15 protein-coding genes and 1 pseudogene are annotated in these 17,459 nt (G+C 46.3%); all 16 read right to left on the bottom strand.

What is annotated here, in order from left to right:
* Positions 1-78, bottom strand: a pseudogene (locus ABUE20_RS18955) (GTP-binding protein); the annotation flags it as partial.
* Between the two features lie 63 nt (positions 79-141).
* The gene (gene fusA, locus ABUE20_RS18950; protein WP_408621536.1) at positions 142-2,241 is read right to left on the bottom strand and encodes an elongation factor G; all 2,100 of its coding nucleotides are present in this window, start codon (positions 2,239-2,241) and stop codon (positions 142-144) included.
* A 93-nt stretch (positions 2,242-2,334) separates the two neighbouring features.
* A complete protein-coding gene (rpsG, locus tag ABUE20_RS18945; protein ID WP_408621535.1) occupies positions 2,335-2,805 on the bottom strand; it encodes a 30S ribosomal protein S7 in 471 nt (156 codons plus the stop codon).
* Positions 2,806-2,897: 92 nt separating this feature from the next.
* Entirely contained in the window at positions 2,898-3,272 is a 375-nt protein-coding gene (gene rpsL / locus ABUE20_RS18940) for a 30S ribosomal protein S12 (protein ID WP_408621534.1), read from the bottom strand.
* Positions 3,273-3,456: 184 nt separating this feature from the next.
* Positions 3,457-3,738, bottom strand: coding sequence for a sulfurtransferase complex subunit TusB (tusB, locus tag ABUE20_RS18935; protein ID WP_408621533.1), 282 nt, complete (start codon positions 3,736-3,738; stop codon positions 3,457-3,459).
* The gene (tusC, locus tag ABUE20_RS18930; protein WP_408621532.1) at positions 3,739-4,095 is read right to left on the bottom strand and encodes a sulfurtransferase complex subunit TusC; all 357 of its coding nucleotides are present in this window, start codon (positions 4,093-4,095) and stop codon (positions 3,739-3,741) included.
* Complete coding sequence (tusD, locus tag ABUE20_RS18925) at positions 4,092-4,484, bottom strand: sulfurtransferase complex subunit TusD (protein ID WP_408621531.1); 393 nt, start codon at positions 4,482-4,484, stop codon at positions 4,092-4,094. Before tusD ends, tusC begins: the two co-directional genes overlap by 4 nt.
* Entirely contained in the window at positions 4,484-4,867 is a 384-nt protein-coding gene (locus tag ABUE20_RS18920; protein WP_408621529.1) for a RidA family protein, read from the bottom strand. The genes tusD and ABUE20_RS18920 overlap by 1 nt, the downstream gene beginning before the upstream one ends.
* Positions 4,868-5,029: 162 nt before the next feature.
* Entirely contained in the window at positions 5,030-9,235 is a 4,206-nt protein-coding gene (rpoC, locus tag ABUE20_RS18915; RefSeq protein WP_408621528.1) for a DNA-directed RNA polymerase subunit beta', read from the bottom strand.
* A gap of 81 nt (positions 9,236-9,316) precedes the next feature.
* A complete protein-coding gene (rpoB, locus tag ABUE20_RS18910) occupies positions 9,317-13,348 on the bottom strand; it encodes a DNA-directed RNA polymerase subunit beta (protein ID WP_408621526.1) in 4,032 nt (1,343 codons plus the stop codon).
* A 225-nt stretch (positions 13,349-13,573) separates the two neighbouring features.
* Positions 13,574-13,942 carry a 50S ribosomal protein L7/L12 gene (rplL, locus tag ABUE20_RS18905; protein WP_408621525.1) on the bottom strand — a complete coding sequence of 123 codons (369 nt, stop codon included), beginning with the start codon at positions 13,940-13,942 and terminating at the stop codon, positions 13,574-13,576.
* A gap of 57 nt (positions 13,943-13,999) precedes the next feature.
* A complete protein-coding gene (gene rplJ, locus ABUE20_RS18900) occupies positions 14,000-14,494 on the bottom strand; it encodes a 50S ribosomal protein L10 (protein WP_408621524.1) in 495 nt (164 codons plus the stop codon).
* A gap of 248 nt (positions 14,495-14,742) precedes the next feature.
* The gene (gene rplA, locus ABUE20_RS18895) at positions 14,743-15,444 is read right to left on the bottom strand and encodes a 50S ribosomal protein L1 (RefSeq protein ID WP_408621523.1); all 702 of its coding nucleotides are present in this window, start codon (positions 15,442-15,444) and stop codon (positions 14,743-14,745) included.
* A 4-nt stretch (positions 15,445-15,448) separates the two neighbouring features.
* Complete coding sequence (gene rplK, locus ABUE20_RS18890; RefSeq protein ID WP_408621522.1) at positions 15,449-15,877, bottom strand: 50S ribosomal protein L11; 429 nt, start codon at positions 15,875-15,877, stop codon at positions 15,449-15,451.
* A 124-nt stretch (positions 15,878-16,001) separates the two neighbouring features.
* Entirely contained in the window at positions 16,002-16,550 is a 549-nt protein-coding gene (gene nusG, locus ABUE20_RS18885) for a transcription termination/antitermination protein NusG (protein ID WP_408621521.1), read from the bottom strand.
* On the bottom strand, positions 16,550-16,927 hold the full coding sequence (gene secE / locus ABUE20_RS18880; protein ID WP_408621520.1) for a preprotein translocase subunit SecE: 378 nt from the start codon (positions 16,925-16,927) through the stop codon (positions 16,550-16,552). The genes nusG and secE overlap by 1 nt, the downstream gene beginning before the upstream one ends.
* Between the last annotated feature and the right edge of the window lie 532 nt (positions 16,928-17,459).

Below are 17,459 nucleotides of genomic sequence, written 5' to 3'. Positions count from 1 at the left end.
AGTTTTACCGTGGTCAACGTGACCAATGGTGCCAACGTTAACGTGCGGTTTCGAACGTTCAAATTTTTCTTTAGACACAGCGTGTACCTTCTAGTTTAATCAAACCTGCCCTACAAACGAGCAGGCCTCGTCTAAATGGATTTATTTAGTTTTAGCTTCAATTATAGCTTCTGCAACATTTTTTGGCGCTTCGTTATATTCAAGGAATTCCATCGAATATGACGCACGTCCCTGCGTTGCAGAACGCAAGTCAGTTGCATAGCCGAACATTTCAGCTAGTGGCACTTTGGCATGAATGACTTTTAAACCAACAGCTCCATCATCCATACCTTCAATCATACCACGACGACGATTCAAGTCACCGACAACATCACCCATCCATTCTTCTGGAGTGGTAACTTCGACCTTCATCATAGGCTCAAGCAGAACGGGGTGTGCTTCCAAAGCCCCTTTTCTAAAGCCCATCGATGCCGCGATCTTAAATGCCATCTCATTCGAGTCAACATCGTGATATGAACCATCGAACAAGGTTACTTTCACGTCCAGCATGGGGTAACCGGCCAACACGCCTTGTCCCATTTGCTCTTGGGCACCTTTATCGATTGCAGGGATATATTCTTTTGGAACAACCCCACCCACGATTTTATTCTCGAATTCGTAACCACTACCGGGTTCCCGAGGTTCCAGTTTTAACCACACATGACCATACTGACCCCGGCCACCGGATTGACGTACAAATTTGCCTTCAACTTCAACGGCTTTGCGAATGGTTTCACGATAAGCCACTTGCGGTTTACCGACATTACATTCGACTTTAAATTCACGTCTTAAGCGGTCAACAATAATATCAAGGTGCAGTTCCCCCATTCCGGAAATAATAGTTTGACCGGACTCTTCATCGGTCATTACCCGGAATGATGGATCTTCTGCCGCTAGTTTGCCTAAAGCGATCCCCATTTTTTCCTGGTCTGCTTTAGTTTTAGGCTCAACGGCAATCGAAATCACAGGTTCAGGAAACTCCATTCGTTCCAGAACTACTTTGCTATCCATATCACATAAGGTGTCACCAGTGGTGACATCTTTCAGGCCAATCGCGGCCGCGATATCACCCGCACGGATTTCTTTAATCTCTTTACGATCATTGGAGTGCATCTGCACGATACGACCAATACGTTCTTTTTTGAGCTTCACAGAGTTATAAACCTGATCGCCCGAGTTGACGACACCGGAATACACGCGTAAGAAGGTTAAAGAACCTACAAAAGGATCGGTCGCAATCTTAAATGCCAATGCTGAAAATGGCTCATTGTCGTCAGCATGACGTAAAATTTCATTACCATCTTCATCTTCACCTTTAATCGATGGAACATCGATAGGCGATGGCATATATTCAATCACTGCATCCAAGACCGCCTGTACACCTTTGTTTTTAAAGGCACTACCACAGGTAGCCACAACGATTTCATTATTCAGAGTTCGTTGGCGTAAACCCTGACGAATCTCTTCTTCTGACAGTTCACCTTCTTCCAGGTATTTTTCCATCAGCTCTTCGGTTGCTTCTGCTGCAGACTCAACCATATATTCGCGCATTTCAGCGGCTTTATCGGCCAGTTCAGCTGGGATCTCATCATAGGTAAACGTCATACCCTGATCCGCTTCACTCCAGTTGATCGCCTTCATTTTGATCAGGTCAATCACGCCCTTGAACTCATCTTCTGCGCCAATATTCAGTTGAATTGGCACACAAGTCGCCCCTAAGCGATGACGGATCTGCTCTACAACACGTTCAAAATCAGCACCAGCACGGTCCATCTTGTTAACGAAGACCATCCGAGGAACATGATATTTATCAGCCTGGCGCCAAACTGTTTCAGATTGAGGTTCCACCCCAGATGCACCACAGAATACAACAACAGCACCGTCCAACACGCGCAGCGATCGTTCAACTTCAATAGTGAAGTCAACATGTCCAGGGGTGTCGATAATGTTAATACGATGGCGGGGATACTGTGCCTGCATACCTTGCCAGAAAGTCGTAGTCGCAGCCGAAGTAATTGTGATACCTCGTTCCTGCTCCTGCTCCATCCAGTCCATTGTTGCAGCACCATCATGTACTTCACCAATTTTATGAGACAATCCGGTGTAAAAAAGAATACGTTCTGTAGTAGTTGTTTTACCAGCGTCCACGTGAGCACAGATACCGATGTTACGGTAGAGCTCGATGGGAGTTGAGCGAGCCATTCTTATCCTCTTACTAAGGGCATGCCCTTAGATGTGACTGATAAATAGCGGCAGCAGAACGCTGCCGCGAATTGTATTACCAGCAGTAACTGATTACCAACGGTAATGTGCAAACGCTTTGTTTGCGTCAGCCATGCGGTGAACGTCTTCACGTTTTTTCACTGCAGAGCCTTTGTTCTCAGCGGCGTCCAGGATTTCTCCGGCTAAACGCTGAGCCATCGATTTTTCACCACGACCACGTGCTGCATCCACCAACCAGCGCATCCCCAATGTGTTCCGACGAACAGGGCGAACTTCAACTGGTACCTGGTAAGTTGAACCACCAACACGGCGAGATTTAACTTCCACAGATGGACGAACATTTTCCAGTGCTACTTCAAAAATTTCCTGATGACCTTTGCCTGATTTTTCAGCAGCAATATCCAGTGCACCATATACAATTTTTTCAGAAATAGATTTTTTGCCGTCAACCATAACTACGTTGACGAATTTAGCCAACAACTCAGATCCGAACTTAGGATCTGGCAGAATTTTACGTTGACCGATGACGCGACGTCTTGGCATCTTAGTATTCTCCGATATGCTTCAGGTTACCCCAAAACGAAAATTAAAAAACTTCGTAAAATGAATGTTTGGCCTTACTTAACGGAGAACCATTAAGATTTAGGCCGTTTCGCACCATATTTAGAACGACCTTGACGACGGTCATTCACGCCTGCGCAGTCAAGTGCGCCGCGAACGGTATGATAACGAACACCTGGTAAGTCTTTAACACGACCCCCACGAATCAGGATCACGGAGTGTTCCTGCAAGTTGTGTCCTTCACCACCGATATATGAAGTCACTTCATAACCGTTAGTCAAACGAACACGAGCAACTTTACGAAGTGCTGAGTTAGGTTTTTTAGGTGTAGTGGTGTACACACGAGTACAAACACCACGACGTTGTGGGCACGCTTGCAAAGCCGGAACGTTGTTTTTAACAACTTTTGGGCTACGCGAGTTGCGAACCAACTGGTTAATGGTTGCCATTGAAAATAGCTCCTGGTTTAACTTTTTATGTATGTGAAAAATCCCCCGAGGATCGGGGAGGCGAAATTTTATTCGCTTGTCCTATCAGAGTCAAGCTATCCCACCGATTATAGACGGAAATTCTAGAATAAATCATGATAGAAACGCCTGCTATTATAAGCGCGCTATACCCACAATACTATGATCATGACCACGTGATGAGCTGGCTATGATTTTCAGTCAACTCCACCCATTGAGTCATGGATAACTGAAAGTCGAGAGGAACATCAATCGCCCGGGCCGTTACATCATCAGCTAACAAAAACAATCGCTGCTGCTGGGCTAATTGTTGAATACGGGGATCCTCATAGCACCAGAGATAAACTCCATTCTCGATCAACAAAACCACATCGTCTTGTGCAAGCATCTGCCAACACTGATCGAAAGTTGAAGACGGATATTCACTCCGGCGATATACGTGTAACATTTAAAATCTCAGAATAATAGAATGGCGATGAAGTAATGCCTGCTGCTGCTGTGCCGATAAGACATCCCCTTTTAAAATCAGAGCATTTGCATCAAGAGCACGAGCGGCTAAAGCGTTCCCATCCAGATAAATCGATTGAATATCATAGAGATCGAGCATCCCATACGTCGGTTCAATATGCCGTTGTCCAATTGCTTGCGGATTTTGTCCACCGACTAACTGCCAGACCCCATCGCCGCTAAACAAGATACTTATCTCATCCGTCACGGCTGAAGCCGCTAGAATCGCATCTAATGCTTCTCGAGCGGAACTGGTCCCATGCGGAGGCTGACTTAAAATAAAAAGAATCGATTTCACAATTGCACAACCCGATCACTACTGAGCATGGCCATACTTAGCTCCGCCAGTCCTGCAACTTCAAAGGGACGATCCAGATTAAAATGCGGCCAATGGTTTGCGGTAGCCTGAACACTTCCCACAACCCCGCGCCGCTCGGCAGCACTCACACAAACCAATAACGGACAAGCATATTGTTCAGCCAACAAGGACCATTGCTGAAATAGATTCAATTCATCAGAAGCCGGATACTGCAACATATTAGCGTGCAGCGTCCCATCCATATAAAAGAATACACTGTTCAGTGTATGTCCTTTTTCCAAAACAGCCTTGGCAAAGTGCAAGGCGGTAGTGCCACCTTGCATCCCATAACTACTTTGGGTCACAACTAACGTGTAGCTCAGCGACATTATTTTACGTGTGCTATCACTTCAACTTCGACGAGTACATCTTTGGGTAGACGAGCGACTTCAACGCATGACCGAGCCGGGGCGTTTTCTTTAAAATACTCGCCATAGACTTCATTAAATGCAACGAAGTCGTTCATATTACTTAAAAAACAAGTCGTTTTAATCACAGTAGTGGCATCTGCACCTGCCGCATCCAATACCGCCATCAAATTTTCCATCACTTGTTTAGCCTGCACTTTAATATCACCGTTAACAAGTTCCATTGTTTTCGGATCGAGAGGAATTTGGCCTGATGTATAAATAAAACCATCTAATTTACAGGCTTGAGAATAAGGGCCAATCGCTGCAGGTGCATCGGCAGTCGACACAATTTGTTTACTCATCAGTTTATCCTTTTAGGTATATCACGACTCACTAAAACGCCCAGTGTGTGCAGCATTGAAGCGTTTGTCAATGTCCAGTGATGGATCCAATAATTACAAATTAAAAAAGGCAGCCGAAGCTGCCTTTTAATACACACATTAACCGTTCATGACTCGGTATAATTACTCGTCACTACTTTGATCGGCTGCATTCAACAGATCGGCCAGATTTTGTTCTGCTTCATCAGCAGTTACCTGCGGAGCAGGCTCATTATTGGCACGCCGTTTCTGATGATACGCATAGCCAGTACCGGCAGGGATCAAACGACCCACAATCACGTTCTCTTTCAGGCCCCGCAGTTCATCACGTTTACCGCTCACGGCCGCTTCAGTTAGAACTCGAGTGGTTTCCTGGAACGACGCCGCTGAGATGAACGATTCAGTCGACAGCGATGCTTTGGTAATACCTAACAGTTCACGTTGGAATGTTGCAGGCTGTTTACCTTCAGCAATCAAACGACGGTTTTCAATGTTCACCCGAGCCACTTCAAGCTGTTCACCCGGTAAGAAGGTTGTGTCACCGGCATTGACAATGATGCACTTACGCAACATCTGGCGGACGATCGTTTCAATGTGTTTATCATTGATTTTCACACCCTGCAGACGGTAAACGTCTTGCACTTCATTGACGATATAGCTTGCGACTGCACCGATACCACGTAACCGCAGAATATCGTGTGGAGACTCAGGACCATCAGCGATCACTTCACCTCGCTGAACTTTTTCACCTTCGAACACGTTCAGGTTACGCCATTTAGGGATCATCTCTTCGTATGCTTCACCTTCTGACGGAGTAATCACTAAGCGACGTTTACCCTTAGTCTCTTTACCGTAACTAATGGTACCGGTAATCTCGGCCAAAATCGCAGGTTCTTTCGGCTGACGCGCTTCAAACAAGTCGGCTACTCGTGGCAGACCCCCGGTAATATCTTTAGTACCACCAGATTCTTGTGGAATACGAGCCAGAGCGTCACCAATGTTTACGACTGCACCATCTTCGAGGTTTACAATCGCTTTACCCGGCAAGAAGTAAGATGCAACGACTTCGGTACCAGGGATCATCAGATCCTCACCATTATCGCCGACCATTTTCACCATTGGCCGCATCTCTTTACCGGTCCCGGGACGTTCGTTCGCATCCATAACCACGATGCTGGACAAACCGGTCAATTCATCAGTCTGACGACTAATGGTCACACCTTCGATCATATCAACAAATTTAATATGACCCGCTACTTCAGTGATAATTGGGTGTGTATGTGGATCCCAGTTGGCCACGATATCACCCGCTTTCACTTCACCACCATCCTGAGCTTCCAGAATACTACCGTAAGTCAGTTTATGACTTTCTTTCGTACGACCCAGATCATCAATAATGGTCAGTTCAGTCGAACGCGATGTGATAACCACTTTACCTTCAGAGTTTTTCACATATTTGGCGTTATGTAGTTTCACCGAACCGGAGTTTTTCACCTGAATATTACTTTCAGCCGCTGCACGAGATGCTGCACCACCAATATGGAACGTACGCATGGTCAACTGTGTACCTGGTTCACCAATGGATTGTGCTGCCACAACACCCACCGCTTCACCGATACCAACTAGATGACCTCGAGCCAAATCACGGCCATAACATTTCGCACAAACACCGTAATCCACGTCACAGCTAATCACTGAGCGAACTTTAACGTGGTCTACTGAATTATCTTCGAGCAGATCACACAGTTTTTCGTCGAGCAATGTATTACGTTCAACCAGAACTTCACTTTCAGTCCCCGGTTTGATCACATCTTCGGCAACCACACGACCCAGTACTCGTTCACGCAGCGGTTCAACCACATCACCGCCTTCGATGAGCGGAGTCATGACCACACCATTATGCGTACCACAGTCATCAGCCACGATCACCAGATCCTGTGCCACATCCACCAATCGGCGAGTCAAATAACCTGAGTTTGCTGTTTTCAGTGCGGTATCGGCCAAACCTTTACGAGCACCGTGAGTTGAGATGAAGTACTGGAGTACGTTCAAACCTTCACGGAAGTTCGAAATAATGGGGGTTTCAATGATCGAACCATCTGGTTTCGCCATCAAACCACGCATACCGGCCAACTGACGGATCTGAGCCGCACTACCACGAGCCCCGGAATCAGCCATCATATAAATACTGTTGAATGAATCCTGAGTTTCTTCTTCGCCATCACGGTTAATCACCGTTTCGGTCGACAGGTTCGACATCATTGCTTTGGACAATTTATCGTTAGCAGTAGCCCAGATATCGATCGCTTTGTTGTAACGTTCGCCAGCTGTTACCAAACCACTCTGGAACTGTTCCTGAATTTCAGTCACTTCCGCTTCAGCATCACCGATAATCTGTGCTTTTTCTGGTGGGATTTCCATATCGTTAATCCCGATAGAAATACCAGACAATGTCGCATAGTGATAACCGGTATACATCAACTGGTCTGCAAAAATGACCGACTCTTTCAGACCTAAACGTCGATAACAAACGTTGATCAGTTTCGAGATCTGCTTTTTACCCAGTGCTTGGTCAGCCAGTTCAAAAGGCATGCCATCAGGAACAATCGTCCATAAAATCGCACGACCCACCGTGGTATCTTTTAATTCAATTTTTTCATTGCGAGAACCATCTTCTGCCACAATTACTTCGCGGATACGCACTTTTACACGGGCATGCAGATCAACAATACCGGCACGATAAAGTTTTTCAGCTTCTTTAGGCCCTTCCAACAACATGCCTTCACCAGCCACATTGATTTTGGAACGGGTCATGTAATACAGACCCAACACCACGTCCTGAGAAGGCACAATGATTGGATCACCGTTTGCTGGCGACAAAACGTTGTTAGTTGACATCATCAATGAGCGAGCTTCTAACTGCGCTTCAAGTGTCAATGGAACGTGAACCGCCATCTGGTCACCGTCGAAGTCCGCGTTATACGCCGCACACACCAATGGGTGCAACTGCATTGCTTTACCTTCGATGAGGACGGGTTCAAACGCCTGAATACCCAGACGGTGCAGTGTTGGCGCACGGTTCAACATCACCGGATGTTCACGGATAACTTCTTCTAAGATATCCCAAACTTCACCGCCTTCACGTTCAACCATTTTCTTCGCGGCTTTGATCGTCGTAGCCAGACCACGCGCTTCCAGTTTGCCGTAGATGAATGGTTTGAACAGTTCCAGAGCCATTTTCTTAGGCAGACCACACTGATGCAGACGCAAGTATGGACCTACTGTAATAACTGAACGGCCTGAATAGTCAACACGTTTACCCAACAAGTTCTGACGGAAACGCCCTTGTTTACCTTTGATCATATCAGCCAAAGATTTCAGAGGACGACGGTTAGAGCCAGTAATCGCACGGCCGCGACGACCGTTATCCAACAAGGCGTCAACCGCTTCCTGCAACATCCGTTTTTCGTTACGGACGATAATATCAGGTGCAGCCAGATCCAACAGTCGTTTCAGACGGTTGTTACGGTTGATCACACGGCGATACAAATCGTTTAAATCAGAAGTTGCGAAACGACCACCGTCCAGAGGAACCAAAGGACGCAGATCAGGTGGCAACACCGGCAGAACAGTCATAATCATCCATTCTGGTTTGTTGCCTGACTCTTCAAACGCTTCCATTAGTTTCAGACGTTTAGTCAATTTTTTACGTTTAGTTTCTGAGTTAGTTGAACCCAGTTCTTCACGCATTTCGCCGATTTCTTTCGCTAAATCAATGTCCCGCAGCAGATCAAGTACGGCTTCGGCACCCATTTTAGCTTCAAATTCATCGCCGTATTCTTCCAGCGAATCTAGATACTGCTCTTCAGTGAGCATCTGCCCACGTTCAAGCGTTGTCATACCCGCTTCGGTCACTACGAATGATTCAAAATATAAAACCCGTTCGATATCACGAAGGGTCATATCTAGCAACAACCCGATACGAGATGGCAGTGATTTCAAAAACCAGATATGCGCAACAGGTGAAGCCAGTTCAATGTGCCCCATCCGTTCACGACGCACTTTGGACTGCGTTACTTCTACACCACATTTTTCACAGATCACGCCGCGGTGTTTTAAACGTTTGTATTTCCCACACAAACATTCATAGTCTTTGACCGGACCAAAAATCCGAGCACAGAACAAACCATCACGTTCAGGTTTGAAAGTTCGGTAGTTGATCGTTTCTGGTTTTTTCACTTCACCAAACGACCAGCTGCGAATTTGATCTGGGGAAGCCAAACCAATTTTGATCCCTTCAAACTCTTCAGTTTTGTTTTGTTGCTTAAGAAACTTAAGTAAGTCTTTCACGTTTCTCTCCAGTGTGGAGTCAAACCTCGCGGAAGCAGGACCATGCCTGCTTCCAACATTCAGTAACCCGACGGGCCGTTATTAATTTTGGTCCAGTTCGATATTAATACCGAGCGAACGGATCTCTTTCAGCAATACGTTGAATGATTCAGGGATACCCGGTTCCATCTGATGGTTGCCATCGACAATGTTTTTGTACATTTTCGTACGGCCATTCACGTCATCCGATTTCACAGTCAACATTTCCTGCAAGGTATATGCAGCACCATATGCTTCCAGGGCCCACACTTCCATCTCACCAAAACGCTGACCACCGAACTGAGCTTTACCACCCAGTGGCTGCTGTGTAACCAAGCTATAAGAACCGGTTGAACGCGCATGCATTTTATCATCAACCAAGTGGTTCAATTTCAGCATGTACATATAGCCCACGGTTGTCTGCCGTTCAAACGGCATCCCGGTACGACCATCGTATAACTGGATCTGACCCGAGTCAGGAATATCAGCCAGACGCAGCATCTCTTTGATTTCAGGCTCATGAGCCCCATCAAACGCAGGAGTTGCCATAGGCACCCCTTTACGCAGATTCTGCGCTAGTGTCATCAACGCTTCATCACTGAACTCTTTCAGATTAATCTGCTGACGAGTATGCCCCAGATCATAAACTTTCTGGATGAAATCACGCAGTTTTTCAAGTTCTACACCACGTTGATCTTTGAGCATTTTGTCGATTTTTTCACCGACACCTTTGGCTGCCATCCCTAGATGGGTTTCCAAAATCTGCCCAATGTTCATACGCGATGGTACCCCCAGTGGGTTCAGCGCGATATCAACCGGACGCCCGGTTTCATCGTATGGCATGTCTTCACGAGGAACGATAATTGAAACCACCCCTTTGTTACCGTGACGACCCGCCATTTTGTCACCCGGCTGAATGCGACGTTTGACAGCCAGATAAACTTTGACGATTTTCAGAACACCAGGGGCCAAATCATCACCTTGGGTGATTTTACGGCGTTTGATATCCAGTTTTTTCTCAAAGTCTGCTTTGAGTTCTTCGTATTGATCCGCGATCTGTTCTAAATGAGTCTGAGCTTCTTCATCAACTAATGCTAGCTCAAACCAATCCGCCGGTTTCATCCGAGCCAGTTCAGCTTCGCTACGCCCCGCACCGAGTAACAATGACTTAGCACGCGCCAAAATTCCCTCTTCGAAGATTTTAAATTCTTCAGTCAGGTCTTTTTTCGCTTCACGTAGCTGCATATCCTGAATTTCGATCGCTCGTTTATCTTTTTCAACACCGTCACGGGTAAAGACTTGGATATCAATGACCGTACCGTAAGTTGAATTCGGTACCCGCAGTGATGTGTCTTTCACGTCAGAGGCTTTTTCACCAAAGATCGCACGCAACAGTTTTTCTTCCGGAGTCAGCTGGGTTTCACCTTTAGGAGTGACTTTACCCACCAGGATATCGCCCGGTTTCACTTCTGCACCGACGTATACAATCCCGGATTCATCTAATTTAGACAGCGCCGATTCACCCACATTAGGGATATCGGCAGAGATCTCTTCGCTACCCAGTTTGGTATCACGAGCAATACAAGACAGCTCCTGAATATGAATCGTAGTGAAGCGATCTTCCTTAACTACATCTTCATTCAGCAAGATGGAGTCTTCATAGTTGTAACCGTTCCAAGGCATGAACGCGACACGCATGTTCTGACCCAGAGCCAGCTCACCTAAATCGGTAGATGGACCATCGGCCAACACGTCACCTTTCATCACCGGTTCACCGGTTGCAACCACAGGGCGCTGGTTGATACAAGTGTTTTGGTTCGAACGGGTATATTTAGTCAATGTGTAAATATCGATACCGGCTTCGCCAGGACGAAGTTCATCATCATTCACTTTAATCACGATACGCGAGGCATCGGCGTAATCCACAACACCACCGCGTTTAGCCACCACAGTCACACCTGAGTCGACCGCTACCGCGCGTTCGATCCCGGTTCCCACTAATGGTTTGTCGGAGCGAATGGTCGGTACCGCCTGACGTTGCATGTTCGATCCCATCAGGGCTCGGTTCGCATCATCATGTTCAAGGAATGGGATCAATGATGCCGCGACAGAAATAATCTGCTGAGGCGATACGTCCATAAACTGGACCTGATCCGGTGTCGCATAGGTTGAATCACCACGGTGACGACATGGAACCAGTTCCCCGGTTAAACGGCCTTCAGCATCTACCGGCGCATTTGCCTGTGCGATGATATATTTACCTTCGTCAATCGCAGACAAAAATTCGACATCATCGGTGATCACGCAATCGTTCACACGGCGATAAGGTGTTTCTAAGAAACCATAATCGTTAGTCCGAGAATAAACCGCCAATGAGTTGATCAAACCAATGTTTGGACCTTCAGGCGTTTCAATTGGGCACAACCGACCATAATGGGTTGGGTGTACGTCTCGGACTTCAAATCCGGCGCGTTCACGAGTCAGACCGCCCGGGCCTAACGCAGAAACACGACGTTTATGAGTCACTTCTGACAACGGGTTGTTTTGGTCCATAAACTGAGACAGCTGTGACGAACCAAAGAACTCTTTCACCGCCGCAGAAATCGGTTTGGCGTTGATTAGATCCTGTGGCATCAACGCATCCAGATCACCCAAGCTCAACCGTTCACGAACCGCACGTTCCACACGGACCAAACCGACGCGGAATTGGTTTTCTGCCATTTCACCAACACAGCGGATACGGCGGTTACCCAGATGGTCGATATCATCGACATCACCATGACCGTTACGAATATCGATCAGGGTTTTGATCACCAACAGGATATCGTCTTTATCCAGAACACCCGCTTCGTTACCATCTTCCCGTTCAACACGACTGTTAAATTTCATCCGGCCAACGGTCGACAAATCATAACGCTCAGCACTGAAGAACAGGTTGTCAAACAACGCTTCCGCCGCATCTTTTGTCGGTGGCTCACCAGGGCGCATCATCCGGTAAATTTCAACCAGAGCTTCCAAACGGTTAGTGGATGGATCAACCCGCAAAGTATCAGAGATAAATGCACCGTTATCTAAATCATTGGTATAGATAGTGGTGATTTTTGTGTAACCGGCCTGCACTAACTGTGCAACCAGTTCCATTGTTAATTCAGTATTGGCAGCCGCAGTCACTTCTCCGGTCGTCTCATCGATATAATCGTGAGCCAAAACTTTACCGGCTAAATATTCAAGCGGAACTTCCAATTCGTTGACAGCGGCCTTTTCGAGTTTGCGCACATGACGTGCAGTAACACGGCGACCTTTTTCAACCAGAACTTCATCACCCAGCATGATGTCAAATGAAGCAACATCACCGCGAAGGCGTGCAGGTTCCAGAGTCATCCAGACTTTACCATCACGGATTTCAAAATCAGTAGTATCAAAGAAATAATTTAAGATTTCTTCACTACTCATATCCAATGCCCGCAAAATGATAGATGCAGGCAACTTACGACGACGGTCAATCCGGACAAACAGGTTATCTTTGGGATCGAACTCAAAATCAAGCCACGATCCACGGTAAGGGATCACTCGGGCGTTATACAGAACTTTCCCTGATGAATGAGTTTTGCCTCGGTCATGATCGAAGAAGACCCCAGGACTACGATGCAACTGTGATACGATAACCCGTTCGGTTCCGTTGATCACAAACGTCCCGTTTTCTGTCATGAGTGGAATTTCACCCATGTAGACTTCTTGCTCTTTGATATCCTTGACCGTGCCCGCCGGTGCATCTTTATCATATAGCACCAACCGTAGCTTCACCCGTAGTGGAGCCGAATAGGTGACCCCCCGAATCTGACATTCTTTCACGTCAAAGACCGGTTCGCCTAAACGATAACTCACATATTGCAACTCAGAATAGCCAGAATAACTAGCTATCGGGAAGACACTACGGAACGCTGCTTCCAGGCCATACTCGCCTTCAGGATCGACTTCGATAAATTTGTCGAAGGAATCAAGTTGAATAGATAACAGGTAAGGTGTATCTACCACTTGTGGACGTTTCCCGAAGTCCTTACGAATGCGTTTTTTCTCTGTATAAGAGTAAACCATATGGTTCCTCAGCTCGCTGATAAGTGACCCACTCTGCCCCATATTGGACAGTTCTTACTACGTCATTTCTTAGTTTGAAGTACGCAGGAGAGACGCATACTTGATACGCAGGAAGCCGAGTCTAAATGACGTGAAATTACCGACGTCCTACAGCGCAAAAAGGCCGGTGATTAAAAAATCACCAGCCAATGCCTTATTCAGGCTGCAATTTGCCTTATTGGCAAATTACTTAATTTCAACTTCAGCACCAGCTTCTTCAAGCTGAGTTTTAAGTTGTTCTGCTTCTTCTTTAGAAACAGCTTCTTTAACAGCAACAGGTGCAGATTCAACCATCGCTTTAGCTTCTTTCAAGCCCAAGCCAGTTGCGCCACGAACCGCTTTAATAGCAGCAACTTTGTTCGCGCCAGCAGCTTTCAGGATTACGTCGAATTCAGTCTGCTCTTCAGCAGCTGCACCAGCGTCAGCAGCGCCAACAGCAACAGCTGCAGCAGCAGAAACGCCGAATTTTTCTTCCATTGCTTCGATCAGTTCAACAACATCCATTACTGACATTTCAGCAACAGCTTCGATGATTTGGTCTTTAGTGATAGACATGACTCAAATTCCTAAATCTTAGTAAAAATTTATACAGATAAGCAGCAAATTGCAAATTTAAGCTGCAGCTTGTTCTTTCTGGTCGCGAATTGCAGCAATGGTACGAACCAGTTTGCCAGCAGAGGCTTCTTTCATAGTTGCCATCAGTTTCGCGATCGCTTCGTCGTAAGTTGGCAGTTTCGCCAGAACGCTAACATCTGCTAAAGCGCCTTCAAACGCTGCCGCTTTAACTTCGAAATGCTCTTGTACTTTTGCGAAATCTTCAAACAGACGCGCAGCCGCACCTGGATGTTCGCTTGAGAAAGCAATCAAAGTTGGACCTTTGAATGTATCTACGAGACATTCAAAGTCAGTGCCTTCTACAGCGCGACGTGCTAATGTGTTGCGAACAACACGTACATAAACGCCAGCTGCACGAGCTTTCGCACGCAGTTCAGTCATAGCGCTTACAGTCACACCACGAGAGTCAGCGACTACAGCAGAAAGGGCACCTTTGGCAGCTTCGTTGACGTCAGCGACAATTTGCTTTTTGTCTTCGAGTCTTAATGCCATTGGCTTTACTCCTGGATTCCAAACTAGGATAACCTAGTATTAATGTTCCCCTAACCGATGATTAGGGCATCGATACGGCTACGGATCCGGAATAAGTCATAAACTATTCAGGGGTTCCTCACCGTCTGCGCAGGCTATTTAAGATAAACTATCCCCTGCGGTCTTGGACGTGGGTTAAAAATAACCCAAACCCATAACTTAAGGCGCGTAATTTTACAGCAAATTACGCGCCTTGTAAACCTGCAAGCTTAAGCCTGAAGTTCCAAAGATGCAACATCAATAGAAACACCTGCACCCATAGTGGTCGACAGGTTGACTTTCTTAATGTATTGCCCTTTAGATTGAGAAGGTTTTGCTTTACGCAGCGCGTTTAGCAGAGCTTCCAGGTTTTCTTTGATTTGGTTATCATCAAAGTTAGCTTTACCGATAGTCGTATGAATAATACCGTTTTTGTCGTTACGATAACGAACCTGACCCGCTTTAGCGTTCTGAACCGCTTCAGCAACGTTAGGAGTCACAGTACCGACTTTCGGGTTAGGCATCAGGCCACGAGGACCTAAGATCTGACCTAACTGACCTACAACGCGCATCGCATCCGGAGAAGCAATCACGACGTCAAAGTTCATTTCACCTGCTTTAACCTGAGCGGCTAAGTCATCCATACCCACGATATCAGCACCCGCTTCTTTCGCAGCGTCAGCATTAGCACCCTGAGTGAATACAGCGACACGAACAGTACGGCCAGTACCATGTGGCAACACAGTTGCACCACGAACGTTCTGGTCAGATTTACGAGGATCAATACCCAAGTTTACAGATGCATCAACGCTTTCTACGAATTTAGCAGTTGCTAATTCTTTCAACAAAGCAATGGCTTCATTAACTGAATAATCTTTGCTTGAGTCAATTTTTTCACGAATGGTACGCATACGTTTTGAAAGTTTTGCCATCGTCTTAGCCCTCTACCACTAGGCCCATCGCGCGGGCAGATCCTGCAATTGTACGAACCATCGCATCTAAGTCAGCACCAGTTAAGTCTGGTTCTTTCACTTTAGCGATCTCTTCAAGCTGAGCACGGGTTACCGTACCTACTTTTTCTTTGTTCGGTACACCTGAACCAGATTTGATACCCGCTGCTTTTTTCAGAAGATAAGAAGCCGGTGGAGTCTTAGTTTCAAATGTAAAAGAACGGTCACTGTATACAGTAATAACGACAGGAACTGGAGCACCTTTTTCGAGACTGTCAGTACGTGCGTTAAACGCTTTACAGAATTCCATGATGTTCACACCATGCTGACCCAGAGCTGGACCAACTGGTGGACTTGGGTTAGCAGCACCGGCTGCAACCTGGAGCTTAATATAAGCTTCAACTTTTTTTGCCATTGCAAATTACCTCTAATGGGTTGTAGCGCCTCAATTCAGACTGAATATTGGCTTCCCGATATAACAAAAGGGCAGCGATTATAAATCATCCACTGCCCTATCTCAATAACTGTTGCTAAATTAATCAGCCTTTTTCAACCTGACCAAATTCAAGCTCTACAGGCGTTGCTCGGCCAAAAATCAAGACCGAAACTTTAACTCGACTCTTCTCGTAATCAACTTCTTCGATCGTTCCGTTAAAGTCAGCAAATGGGCCTTCGATAACACGAACCACTTCACCGGGTTCAAACAATGTTTTTGGCCGTGGCTTATCAGCTGATTCATTCAACCGATCTAAAATTTTAGCCGCTTCACGATCGCTGATCGGTGCTGGACGTTCCGGTGTTCCACCGATGAATCCCATCACCCGAGGAACATTACGCACTAGATGCCAGCTTTCGTCGTTCATGTGCATTTGAACCAGCACATAACCGGGGAAGAATTTACGTTCGCTTTTCCGTTTTTGTCCAGCTCGCATCTCAACAACTTCTTCAGTTGGAACCAGCACTTCACCAAACAAATCTTCTTTTTCATGAATTTTGATATGCTCACGCAGTGATTTAGCAACGCGAGATTCATAGCCAGAAAAAGCTTGGACAACGTACCAGCGTTTTTTCAGTTCTTCTTCACTCATTAAATGCTAACTCCCGTAATGAAGGCGACCAAACGAACAAAAACTCCATCTAAGCCCCACAGAATTAATGCAACGACCGCCGATACAGCCAAAACAATCAAAGTTGTCTGAATAGTTTCTTGACGAGTTGGCCAAACCACTTTGCGAACTTCAGTACGCGCTTCTTTGGCGAAACTAAAAACAGCTTTGCCTTTCACAGTTAACATTGCGACACCAAACGCAATGGCGATCGCAATCACAACACCAATCACCCGAATCAGGATCGATAGATTCGAATAATAGTAGTTACCGACTACTGCTGCTACAACGAGAATTGCGACTATCACCCATTTAAGGCCATCCATCGACCCGCTCTGGTTCTCTATATTCGTTGACATAAACTACCTGTTATCCCACACCAAAAAACAACGCTGCCCATGCAACGCTCAATTACCTTTTAAAACTGAGTCCAATTGCTGATCGAGGCTTGCTAAAACTGGCAGCGTAACACTCACAGGGGCCAAGGGACTCAAACCTCAACCTTCGATTTAGGAGAGACCGTTCCGTTCATGAAACTTCCCCTGTAAAAGAAAGCCCCATATTATAGGGGCTTTCGCTGAAATTGTAACCCTTAGTCGATCACAAGTTGACTAACTGGGCACATCATACCAGAAAAGTATATCTACGGTAGTGAGAAAACGAACTCTTTTTAGTTTCCGACTCGGGAACAATGGCCATCGCATCCACCCCATGGATTGCTCTCCCGGCGAAGTATCCCGATATCGCTAACCATAGAAGCATCCATGATTTTTAGCCGCGCATAAAAAAGGCCACCTAACGGCAGCCTTCTTAACGTAATCGTCTCTCTATTCTCGATTATTCAAGAATTTTTGAAACCACGCCTGCACCTACTGTACGTCCGCCTTCACG

It is taken from the genome of Celerinatantimonas marina, assembly GCF_046054165.1.
Taxonomy (GTDB): domain Bacteria; phylum Pseudomonadota; class Gammaproteobacteria; order Enterobacterales; family Celerinatantimonadaceae; genus Celerinatantimonas.
The sequence above is the reverse complement of the archived record's forward strand: the minus strand, read 5'-3'. Positions and strand labels throughout refer to the sequence as shown.

Bases quoted from the DNA above. Each gene is read 5' to 3' on its own strand.
- tusD (WP_408621531.1), bottom strand. From the start codon at position 4,484: ATGTCGCTGAGCTACACGTTAGTTGTGACCCAAAGTAGTTATGGGATG.
- secE (WP_408621520.1), bottom strand. From the start codon at position 16,927: ATGTCAACGAATATAGAGAACCAGAGCGGGTCGATGGATGGCCTTAAA.
- rplK (WP_408621522.1), bottom strand. From the start codon at position 15,877: ATGGCAAAAAAAGTTGAAGCTTATATTAAGCTCCAGGTTGCAGCCGGT.
- fusA (WP_408621536.1), bottom strand. From the start codon at position 2,241: ATGGCTCGCTCAACTCCCATCGAGCTCTACCGTAACATCGGTATCTGT.
- rpsG (WP_408621535.1), bottom strand. From the start codon at position 2,805: ATGCCAAGACGTCGCGTCATCGGTCAACGTAAAATTCTGCCAGATCCT.
- rpsL (WP_408621534.1), bottom strand. From the start codon at position 3,272: ATGGCAACCATTAACCAGTTGGTTCGCAACTCGCGTAGCCCAAAAGTT.
- rplA (WP_408621523.1), bottom strand. From the start codon at position 15,444: ATGGCAAAACTTTCAAAACGTATGCGTACCATTCGTGAAAAAATTGAC.
- nusG (WP_408621521.1), bottom strand. From the start codon at position 16,550: ATGAGTGAAGAAGAACTGAAAAAACGCTGGTACGTTGTCCAAGCTTTT.
- ABUE20_RS18920 (WP_408621529.1), bottom strand. From the start codon at position 4,867: ATGAGTAAACAAATTGTGTCGACTGCCGATGCACCTGCAGCGATTGGC.
- rplJ (WP_408621524.1), bottom strand. From the start codon at position 14,494: ATGGCATTAAGACTCGAAGACAAAAAGCAAATTGTCGCTGACGTCAAC.
- rplL (WP_408621525.1), bottom strand. From the start codon at position 13,942: ATGTCTATCACTAAAGACCAAATCATCGAAGCTGTTGCTGAAATGTCA.
- rpoB (WP_408621526.1), bottom strand. From the start codon at position 13,348: ATGGTTTACTCTTATACAGAGAAAAAACGCATTCGTAAGGACTTCGGG.
- tusB (WP_408621533.1), bottom strand. From the start codon at position 3,738: ATGTTACACGTATATCGCCGGAGTGAATATCCGTCTTCAACTTTCGAT.